We start from the raw sequence: 6,773 nt of genomic DNA, 5'->3' as shown, positions 1-6,773 counted from the left end.
GGAGCCCGTGCCCGCCGCGTCCGCCGCCGTGCCCGCGCGGCTGGCCGGGCAGGACCCGCGTCAGGAACTGCGGCGCGCGCTGCGTGACGCGAAGTCCCTGCTGGAGGCGGGCGAGGTGCTGCGGCCCGACGCGCCGCCCACGACCCGCCCCACACCGGGGGGCAAGCTGGTCGAGGTGTTCACCCGTCGCTCCGGTGGGGAGGGAGTGCTGTGAAGGCACTGTGCTGGGAAGGCGTGAACAAGCTGTCCGTCGAGCAGGTCCCCGATCCGGAGCTGCGCAACGACCAGGACGTCATCGTGCGGCTGATCGCGGGCACCACCTGCGGCTCCGACCTGCACCTCATCGGCGGCTACATCCCGGCCATGCGCGCCGGTGACGTCATCGGCCACGAGTTCGTCGGCGAGGTCGTGGAGACCGGGTCCGCCGTGCGCAGGCACAAGGTCGGCGACCGGGTCGTCGTCTGCTCGTTCATCGGCTGCGGACGCTGCTGGTACTGCGCCAACGACCTGTGGTCCCTGTGCGACAACACCAACACCAATCCCGGCATCGGCCAGGCCCTCTTCGGCTACGAGACCGCCGGCATCTTCGGCTACTCGCACGCCATGGGCGGCCTGCGCGGCAGCCACGCCGAGTACGTCCGCGTCCCCTTCGCCGACTACGGCGCCTTCAAGGTCCCCGAGGGCATCGACGACACCAGCGCCCTGTTCGTCTCCGACTCCGTGCCCACCGGGTGGATGGGCGCCGACCTGGCCGGGGTGAAGCCCGGTGACGTGGTCGCCGTATGGGGCTGCGGCGCCGTGGGGCAGATGGCCGCCCGGGCCGCGGTCCTCAAGGGCGCCGAGCGGGTGATCTCCATCGACCGCATCCCCGAGCGGCTGGCCATGACCGAGCGGTACGTCGGCGCGGAGACCATCGACTACACCAGCACGGACGTCGCCGCCGAACTGCGCGAACGCACCGGCGGGCGCGGCCCCGACGTGTGCATCGAGGCCGTGGGCATGGAGGCGCACAGCGACGGCCCGATGCACCTGTACGACCAGGCCAAGCAGCAGCTCCGCCTCCAGACCGACCGGCCCACCGCCGTACGCCAGGCCATCCACGCCTGCCGCAAGGGGGGCACCGTCTTCATCCTCGGGGTCTTCGCGGGAGCCGTCGACAAGTTCCCCCTCGGCGCGGTGATCAACAAGGGGCTCACCGTGCGCGGCGCGCAGATGCACGGGCAGCGCTACATCCCGATGCTGCTGGACCGGCTGGCCGCGGGTGAGATCGAGACGGCCCACCTGGCGACCCACAGCCTCCCGCTCGACGACGCGCCCACGGCGTACGACATGTTCAAGGAGAAGACCGACGGGTGCGTACGCGCCGTCATCCGCCCCCGGCCCTGAAGGACCGCATGATCATCAGTCGGGTCGCCCACGGACTCGCCCGGCGCCTGGCCCGGTGGCGGTCGGCGCCGGCCCTGCACCCCCACGGGGTGCTGTGCACGGGGACGCTGACCGTCGCCGCCCACGCGGGCACCGGCTGGGGCGTGCCGTGGCTCGACCGGCCCGGCTCCTACCCGGTGACGGTGCGCTGGTCGCGGGCGCTGGGCCTGCCCCGAGGGCTGCCGGACGGCCTGGGGCTGGCCGTCCGCGTCGAGGACGCCGACGGACCGGGCGGCATGCTCGACCTGCTGTTCACCTCCAGCCGTCCCGGCCGGTTCGGCCGCCGTCTGCCCCTCCCCCGGCCCGACGCCCTGAGGGGGCCGTACTCGACCCTGCTGTCCTACCGGGTGGGGGACCGGGAGCGCGTGCTGGCGGCGTTCCCGGTCCCCGGCGGCCACCGGGACGACGTGCGGCCGACGCTGTGGCAGGAGCTCGCCCGCGGGCCCGTCCGGTTCGCGCTGCGGGCGGCCGCCCCCGACGAGCCCTGGCGCACCTTCGCCACCCTGAGCCTGCAAGCCGTGCTCCCCGCTCCGGCCTCCCGCACCGTGTCCTACGACCCGTACGCCCACAGCCTGACCGGTCTGTGCCCCACCCGGCGGCTGCGCCGGCTCCGCGACGCCGCGTACGCCGGTTCCCGCCGCGGACGAACCGGTGACGGCCACGACGAATGAGGCGGGTCCTCCGGCGGCGGACGCCGGCCGTCGGCGGATGACAGGAGGCCCGGCCACCGGACGCGGCGGCATGGACGGCGGAACCTCCTCGGACGTCAGGGGACGACGGAACTCCCTCGGACGTCAGCGGCGCCCCGGACGGCGGGCGGCGCGAACCACGCAGAACACGACGGCCGCGGCTCCTGCGGCGCCCGAGACGATCAAGGAAGCGCGGCGGGTGGCGGGGCCGCCGACCGGTGCGAGGTCACGCAGCCGGTCGAACACGCTGAGCGGGACGCCTCGCAGCGCGTTGCCCGGCGGGCGCCGCGGGACGCCGGGGTGGGGGCGGGTCGGAGCGGTCGCCCGCACCGCCTCCCACACGGCGCCGATCCGCCGCAGCCGGCGATCGCCGAACTCGTCCCGGAGACGGGGCAGCAGCTCGTCCTCCTCGTCCCGGATGTCCTGGCGGACGAGGTCGAACGCCTGCCGGATCCACTCGGTACGCCGGGGGTCGTCGGGCGACTTCTCGACCCGTGCCACCAGATCGTTGATCGCCTGGTGCTCCTCCTCCACGCGACCGGTGAGCTCCTCGCCGTGGGGGGACACACGGCGCAGGAGGGGCCACAGGACGGTCTCCTCCGCGAAGGCGTGGCTGAACACCAGTTGGACGATGTCCTGCCACAGGGCGTCGAGCTCTTCGTCCGTACCACCGGCCAGCCAGCGGTTCATCATCGTGTCGAGCCGGGCGTGGTCCCTGCGCTGGCGCATCAGGATGCTGCCGTCGCCTCCCAGCGCTGCGGAATCCCGGCGGGTGATCGAGATGGTCACGGTCGCTCCTGCCTCGAGGTGACGCCTGACACCCGGACCGTTGCCGTCCTCCGTGCCGGAGACGCGGAGGGGCGGCCGGTCCGCTGAGTCCGGGTTCCCCTCACAGGCCCGTCCCATCGTCCGGCGCCGTTCCTTCTGCGGCCCCGGTCCGCGCTCCTCCTCCGCCCGTGCCACCGGTGTGGTCCGCCGACGGATCCTTCGCTTCCCGCCCCCGCCATGTGCCGGAGGGGCCGTCAGGCGGCCGAAGCGCGTCGAGGGCACACCGGTGCGTCCGAGGCCGGCGTCCCCCGGGCGGCGGGCGGTCGCCGTGCCGTCCGGTCCGGTGAGACGCGGGCATGCTCGCCGATGAGCACGGCGTCCGCCCGCCCGGTTGGCCCACCCGTGAGAACCATGCGGCCCTCGGGTGTGAGCGGTGGCTGGAAAGCGCCCCCCGTGAACAGACTGAGGACCACATCCGTGCTCGTCGCCCGGAACGGGGTACCCCAGCGGCGCGCGAGTCCCCCTCGTCCTCAGGAGGCACCCCCCATGGCGTTCAATCCGCTTGAACAGCGGGGCATCCCGCTGGACCGCCAGCTACGCAACTGGCGTGAGCTGAACGTGGACCCGATCGACCCCGACCGCTGCGACCCGTACACCCGCTGCCGGATCATCACGATGAACGGGATCGAGGTGGAGGCGATCCTGTTCAGCCACCAGCTCGCCCGGCACACGGCCGATCCCGAGATCAAGCGGCAGCTGGCCCGGACCCGCTACATCGAGGCGCAGCAGCAGAAGGTCGTGAACTGGCTGCTCCCGGGTGTCTCCTCGGTGCTGGAGACGACCATCGCCTACGAGCAGGTGGCGGTGGACCTGACGGCGTGGGTGGCCCGGATGGAGCCGGACCCGTACCTGAAGCAGGCGTACCAGTTCGGGGTGCTGGAGGACTTCGACCACCTGTACCGGTACGCGAACCTGTACGAGATGATCGAGCACCGCAAGGCGGAGTCGATCGTCGACAACCTGACCGAGGTCATGCCCGGCCGGCCCACCAGGTACCACCACCGCAATCCGGTCGACAACGTCCGCGACCCCTACGCCAAGGACGAGACGAACCCGCTGTCGAAGCTGCACGCGCTGACGATCATGTCGGCGGAGCAGCAGACCATGAACTTCTACATGAACACCGGCCCCACCTACATGGAGCCGATCGCCCGTCAGCTCTACCAGGAGATCGGGCTGATCGAGGAGGAGCACGTCACCCACTACGAGTCCCTGGTGGACCCCGGTGAGACGTGGTGGGAGCAGCTCGTCAACCACGAGTACAACGAGTGCTACCTCTACTACTCCTTCATGGAGCAGGAGAGCGACCCCAAGGTGAAGGCGATCTGGGAGCTGCACCTGAACATGGAGCTGGAGCACCTGCACACCGCCTGCGACCTGATGCGCCGCCACGACGGCCGCGACCCCGCCTCCGTACTCGCCCCCGAGCTGCCCAACGTGCTCACCTTCGAGCCGAACAAGGGCTACCTGCGCGAACTGCTCGACACCCAGATGGACCTCACCACGCTCGGCGCGGGCTACGTGCGCGAGGCGCACGAGCGGTTCGAGCAGATGCAGGAGCAGATCCACGGCGGGGAGGCACCCCCCAGCGACCGGGTCATGGCCGAGCACGACGAGATGTTCGGCCGCGAGTACCGGGTGCAGACCGAGGGCGAGCACCCCGACCCCGCGCAGCGCGAGAAGTAGGGGAGGCCGAGATGTCCGAGCTGAAGACCCCGCACGCCGGGGACGACCACGCCGAGGACGACGACGTCGTCGCCCTGCTGATGCGTCAGCACGGTGACATCCGCAATCTCTTCGACGAGGTCGAGGCGACCACGGGTGAGGAACGCCGGGACGCCTTCCGCCGCCTGGTGCGCCTGCTGGCCGTGCACGAGACCGCCGAGGAGGAGGTCGTCCACCCCTTCGCCCGGAAGGGGTTCGCCGGTGGCGAGCAGGTCGTGAAGGACCGTCTCGCCGAGGAGAAGGCCGCCAAGGAGACACTGGCCGCCCTGGACGAGCTGGACACCGACGACCCGAAGTTCATGCCCCAGCTGCTGAAGCTGCGCAAGGACGTCCAGGAGCACGCGCGGGCCGAGGAACGCTACGAGTTCACCCACATCCGCCGCAGCACCGACGTCGCCGGCCTCGCCTCGATGGCCAAGGCGATCAAGGCCGCCGAGGCGGTGGCACCCACCCGGCCCCACCCGGGCGTCGAGTCCGGGGCGAAGAACATGGCCCTGGGCCCCGTCGCCGCCCTCATGGACCGCGCCAAGGACGCCGTGCGCCAGGCCATGGGCAAGTAGGCCCGGAACAGCCGCGGCCGGGCCCGGGGCACACGGGCCGGTGCACGACCCGTGTGAGCGGTGGTGACGAGGGAGGCCTCCGATGCTCACGTCCCCCGGATGGTGGGATCCGGCTTCACCGAGGTCTTTCTCCCCACCCGCGGGGCGTGCCGGAGGCGGCCCGGGCCGGGCCTCTGCGGCTAGTACTCCTGCGTCTCGTCGTTCCACCGGTGGCCGGCGCGCTTCGTCACGTCCCGGACGTCCTGGACGAAGAGCTGGAACAGCAACTGGGTGGCCTCGGTGTTCGAGCCGAGGCTGAGGCTGAAGTCCCCGATGTCCTCCAGCTTCATGCCGACGTAGCCGGTGAGGCTTCCCTCGTTGCCGGAACCCGTGGGGAACTGGCGGTTCTGCGCCCCGTGGATCTTCCGGAGGGCCGCGGGCGCCCCCGTGTCACCGGACAACGCCATGTAATCAGGGTCGAACAGTCGTTTGTGCGCGCCCTTCTTGAGCGTGAACTCCAGTACGCGGACCGCCGGGCCGCCGACGACCCTGCTGTTGGGGGCCCTCCGCGCCGTCTCGAAGTGCTGCTTGTGGTTGCGCGCGTAGTAGTCGTACGCCTGGTCCCAGTCGCCGAGGTGCTTCTTGACCGGCATGGCGCCGACGGCGGAGTCCGGTTCCTCCTTGGCCCTGTGGTACTTCTTCGTGATCTGCGGATCGCCCTGGTTCCCGCGCAGCCAGCTCTCGGTGCCCTCCCGTTTGCCGGCCCCCTGCCACTCGAGGATCGCGTCGGCCTCCTCGTCGGTCATCGTCCGGAACATCCGCAGTTGCTTCTGCCCGTCCTCCGCGCTCTGGGCCGCCAGTTCCGTGAGGAGCTGGTTGGCCACGTCCTTGAGGATCACGGTGAGGTTCCGGCCGTTTCCCGGCGGGCCGGCGCTCACCGCGGGGAGGTCCCCGGCTTCCTGCTCCCAGTGACGGTTGGTCCACACGTCCTGGACGTTCTCGGCGGACCTGGCCCGTTGTACGGTCCCCTCGTGGACGCCGCGCTGCACCGGCACCGCCGCCGGGGTGGTCGCGGGCCGGCCGGACAGCGCGCGGTGCGCGTTCGCCTCGGCCTCGCGCTCGAAGCGGTCGGCGGGATCGGAGATCCGCAGCCCGTCCCCGTGGTCGGTGCCGGCCACGGGGCCCTGGCGCTGCTGGATGACGTGAGTGAGTTCGTGGGCGAGGGTGTGCCGGTCGCCCCCGCCGTCGCCGAGGACGACATGGTTGCCCGAGGTGTAGGCGCGGGCCCCGATCTCGGCGGCCGAACGCCGGGCGGCGGCGTCGTCGTGGACCCGGACATCGGAGAAGTCCGCGCCCAGACGGGACTCCATGTCCGTACGGACGGCCTCGTCCAACGGCCGCCCGCTGGAACCCAGCACGCCGGGCACGGTGGAACGCTGCACCGGGGCCTGCGCGCCCGGGTGCCCGGCCCGGCGGAGCATCTGCACCACGGCGGCGTTGCCCGCGCCGCGCCGTACGGCGAGCAGCGCCATGGGCGCGAGCGGACCCGCGACGGGCACGGCCGGCG

The 6,773-nt window shown here is 72.0% G+C and carries 7 protein-coding genes and 1 pseudogene; 6 read left to right on the top strand and 2 right to left on the bottom strand.

What is annotated here, in order from left to right:
* The 3 genes and pseudogenes from B7767_RS15595 to B7767_RS15585 all read left to right on the top strand — a co-directional run.
* Window positions 1–214, top strand: a pseudogene (locus tag B7767_RS15595) (hypothetical protein); the annotation flags it as partial.
* A complete protein-coding gene (locus B7767_RS15590; protein WP_085572716.1) occupies window positions 211–1,386 on the top strand; it encodes a zinc-dependent alcohol dehydrogenase in 1,176 nt (391 codons plus the stop codon). The pseudogene B7767_RS15595 and the gene B7767_RS15590, both read left to right, overlap by 4 nt.
* Before the next feature lie 8 nt (window positions 1,387–1,394).
* Window positions 1,395–2,096, top strand: coding sequence for a phosphodiesterase (locus B7767_RS15585; RefSeq protein ID WP_085572719.1), 702 nt, complete (start codon window positions 1,395–1,397; stop codon window positions 2,094–2,096).
* A 123-nt stretch (window positions 2,097–2,219) separates the two neighbouring features.
* Here B7767_RS15585 and B7767_RS15580 read toward each other — a convergent pair whose 3' ends face one another.
* Window positions 2,220–2,903: a hemerythrin domain-containing protein gene (locus tag B7767_RS15580; protein ID WP_306297962.1), complete on the bottom strand. Its 684-nt coding sequence runs from the start codon at window positions 2,901–2,903 to the stop codon at window positions 2,220–2,222.
* A 525-nt stretch (window positions 2,904–3,428) separates the two neighbouring features.
* On the opposite strand from B7767_RS15580, the gene B7767_RS15575 reads away from it, so the two are divergent.
* From B7767_RS15575 to B7767_RS49295, 3 genes are read left to right on the top strand one after another with little or no spacing between them, the layout of a single operon-like run.
* Window positions 3,429–4,628, top strand: a complete 1,200-nt coding sequence (locus B7767_RS15575) for a hypothetical protein (protein ID WP_085572715.1) — start codon at window positions 3,429–3,431, stop codon at window positions 4,626–4,628.
* Between the two features lie 11 nt (window positions 4,629–4,639).
* On the top strand, window positions 4,640–5,227 hold the full coding sequence (locus B7767_RS15570; RefSeq protein WP_085572714.1) for a hemerythrin domain-containing protein: 588 nt from the start codon (window positions 4,640–4,642) through the stop codon (window positions 5,225–5,227).
* Between the two features lie 60 nt (window positions 5,228–5,287).
* Window positions 5,288–5,410, top strand: a complete 123-nt coding sequence (locus tag B7767_RS49295) for a PHP-associated domain-containing protein (RefSeq protein ID WP_085572713.1) — start codon at window positions 5,288–5,290, stop codon at window positions 5,408–5,410.
* On the opposite strand, the gene B7767_RS15560 is transcribed toward B7767_RS49295, so the two are convergent.
* Window positions 5,407–6,773, bottom strand: a 1,367-nt coding sequence (locus B7767_RS15560) for a DUF4157 domain-containing protein (protein ID WP_373408216.1), incomplete at its 5' end; no start/stop codon positions are given. The genes B7767_RS49295 and B7767_RS15560 overlap by 4 nt on opposite strands.

The organism is Streptomyces sp. 13-12-16, assembly GCF_002114215.1.
In the GTDB taxonomy this organism is placed as follows: Bacteria; Actinomycetota; Actinomycetes; order Streptomycetales; family Streptomycetaceae; genus Streptomyces.
The sequence above is the reverse complement of the archived record's forward strand: the minus strand, read 5'-3'. Positions and strand labels throughout refer to the sequence as shown.